Annotated in this window: 4 protein-coding genes and 1 pseudogene; 3 read left to right on the forward strand and 2 right to left on the reverse strand. The window is 32.4% G+C overall.

Translation table 11 applies throughout. The annotated features are described in order from the left end of the window. Positions 1–29 precede the first annotated feature (29 nt). Together ACY65O_RS20015 and ACY65O_RS20020 are read right to left on the reverse strand one after the other, a co-directional pair. Positions 30–392, reverse strand: coding sequence for a hypothetical protein (locus ACY65O_RS20015; protein WP_462222628.1), 363 nt, complete (start codon positions 390–392; stop codon positions 30–32). A gap of 39 nt (positions 393–431) precedes the next feature. Then, positions 432–1,034: a pseudouridine synthase gene (locus tag ACY65O_RS20020; protein WP_462222629.1), complete on the reverse strand. Its 603-nt coding sequence runs from the start codon at positions 1,032–1,034 to the stop codon at positions 432–434. A gap of 409 nt (positions 1,035–1,443) precedes the next feature. Here ACY65O_RS20020 and ACY65O_RS20025 point away from each other — a divergent pair, with 409 nt between their 5' ends. The 3 genes and pseudogenes from ACY65O_RS20025 to prfB form a co-directional block, all read left to right on the forward strand. Then, a complete protein-coding gene (locus ACY65O_RS20025) occupies positions 1,444–1,917 on the forward strand; it encodes an OB-fold protein (protein ID WP_462222630.1) in 474 nt (157 codons plus the stop codon). Between the two features lie 21 nt (positions 1,918–1,938). Beyond that, positions 1,939–2,487: a YceI family protein gene (locus ACY65O_RS20030; RefSeq protein ID WP_462222631.1), complete on the forward strand. Its 549-nt coding sequence runs from the start codon at positions 1,939–1,941 to the stop codon at positions 2,485–2,487. 228 nt (positions 2,488–2,715) lie between these two features. After that, positions 2,716–2,862: pseudogene (gene prfB / locus ACY65O_RS20035) on the forward strand (peptide chain release factor 2); the annotation flags it as partial.

Below are 2,862 nucleotides of genomic sequence, written 5' to 3' on the forward strand. Positions count from 1 at the left end.
CGTTTTGTTTGGTAGTTTTTCTTTAATTTTTATTTTAATTCTTCTTCAATAACTTCCTGGAAATTATTTTCATTTTCCATTATCCACATAGGGAGTTTACTCTGGGTTATTTTCCAGCCACTTTCCTGTTTTTGCATTTCAAAAATAATGCGGTTGCCCCTGTCGTCAGTTACATTAATAGAGCATATATCTTTATTTACAGGGCTCAAATGATTCCTAAAATTAAATTCCCTGAGCCTGCCTTCGGCTTTAATTAATTTGGTGAATTGAATATTTTTAAAAAACTCCAGTTTCATTTGATAAGATTTAGGTGTAAGACGTATCGTCGCTTTTAAAATTACAATTTCAATGCCATTTCTTTTTAAAACAACTATTGTAACGAAATTGTGCAAAAATTTTAATATGCCGGACTATATAAAATTAATTTTCTGTTAATTAATAATATTGAGTTTTGTAAAAAATTCTTCTTCATCTACTTCTTTTATTTTTCCTGGTTCTAAATTACCCAGTTCGAGGTCTTCAATACCCACACGTATTAATCTTTTACAGCGGTGTTTAATTGCACCAATCATTTTTCTTACCTGGTGGTATTTACCTTCGGTAATGGTTATTAAAAGCCAGGTAAAAGGCGGATAACCAGTAAGCCTTGGCTCCAATATGCAAAACGTTTCTGGATTTTCCACTTCCACTGCTTCACAAGGCGAAGTAGTGTACATAATGCCTGTTTTTATTTTAAAGCTTACCCCGGTTCTTAATCTTTGTAAATTTTCCGGGCTTATTACATTGTTAATTTGAACTAAGTAGGTTCTTTGGTGAGGAGTATCACTTAAAAATAATAAACGGGTAATTTTTTTATTGGTAGTTAAAAGTAATAACCCTTCGGAATGATTATCTAATCTTCCAATGGCATGAGTTCCGTCGGGGAAATTAAAGTTTAAGTCGCCCAGCAAACCCACCTGGTGTGAGCTTATAAATTGCGATACCATATTAAAAGGCTTGTAAAGAACAAAGTAACGGTGAGGTGTTGAAGGCATAAATTATTTATAAACGCAATTTTAGTAATTTATGCTGAAAGTAATAAAATAAAAAAAGCATCAAGTTTTGTTTCTACCTGTTTAATTGCTTAAACCTGTATCTTACTAACCCGATGCTTTCGTTTGAGTAACTCTTTACTTTTTATGGTATTTCGCTTCTCAATTCTTAACTAAAAGTACAATATTAATCTACCAGTTTCCAAATTTTTAAGGCTGGTTTTATGCACCCGTTTTGCACTTTTTTATGCACATTTCATTTTTTTTAAATTTACTTTCAGGAGGCGAATACTGTTGGAGTTAAGTTAAAAAATGAATTTTATTTGATTCTATACAGGTGAAGCAAGGAAATTTTTAATAAATAATGTTTAAACATTGTATATTTTCCTTTATTTTTACTTTTTTAAATAATATGATTACTGTAAAAAAGAAAACTTCCTGGGTTAAAAGAATACTAATTGGTGGATTTATACTGTTGCTGGCTGGTGCCATTGCAGTATGGTTTATTTTTAATGAAAAATTTACTGATACTAAAGAACGTAAAGCAGCCTTTACAGTAAATGCAATGGATTTTATTGGTGAGTTTGAAAAGAATGACAGCCTGGCAAATATAAAATATGCCGAAAAAATAATTACTGTTAATGGCAGGGTGAGTGAAGCTGAAGCGGCGGATACTACCATTAATATAAAAATGATTGATACGGCAACTGGTAATTTTATCATTTTTGCATTTCAGCAGCAGCATTTAAAAGAAGCCAAACAAATGAAGGAAGGTGACAGTGTTTCTATTAAAGGCTCGTGTAGTGGTGGGATATATAATGAGATTTTGGAAGTAAAAAAGATAGACTTTATTCGTTCTGCTATAAATAAACAAACAAATTTTTAAAACAAATATAAAATCAAACACATGAAAAAAACAATTATCTTTTTGTCATTAGTAGCTTTCACGGCTGTTTCTTTTAGTCAAAAGAAAAGAACTACTACATCTGCTACAATTAATTTTGATGCTACGACTACATTGGATGCATTACCAAAAGCTGAAAATAAAACAGCAGTTGCAAGCCTTAATACAAAAAGCGGTGAAATAGCTTTCGAAGCAATAGTAAAAAGTTTCTCTTTCTCTAATCCAAAAATGCAAGAGCACTTTAATGGTGCAATGTGGATGGATTCTGACAAATTTGCTAAAGCAACTTTTAAAGGTAAAATTACCAATTTGAGCAAAGTTAATTTTAAAACAGATGGCACTTACAGGGCCACTGTAGAAGGAAACCTTACTATGCATGGCGTAACAAAACCTGTTACTACAACTGCATCTGTTGTTGTAAGCGGAAAAACTATTACCACCACATCAGACTTTAGTGTTAAAGTAGCCGACTATGGTATTAACGGCCCTGCTATTGGTGCAGGTAAAGTTTCAACAGACCCTAAAATTTCTGTTGTAGCAGCATTTAAATAAATTTCTAAAATTATACTTTCCCGTAGGCAAAATTTTTATTTTGTTTACGGGATTTTTATTTGTAAGTACAATCTACTCCATAATAAAAGTTGAATAAAGTTATACTGTTGAAGAGTGTCTCGCCTAAAGCCAGACCACTGAAGTTTATTAGTATTTATAAAGTTCGGCACCAAAATTTTTATTCTTCTTCTTTCAAATTCATAACCAACTCTTTCTTATTTTTGCAGCATGACAATAGAACAGATAAAGGCTCTGAGAGACCGTACAGTGGTTTTGAAGAGATTTCTTTGATGTAGAAAACCGGGAAGCTAAAACAGCCAACGACAAACAACTTTCTCTTTCGCCGGGCTTTTGGGATGATAACGCCAGAGCCAC

The organism is Ferruginibacter sp. (assembly GCF_031430955.1).
Taxonomy (GTDB): domain Bacteria; phylum Bacteroidota; class Bacteroidia; order Chitinophagales; family Chitinophagaceae; genus Ferruginibacter.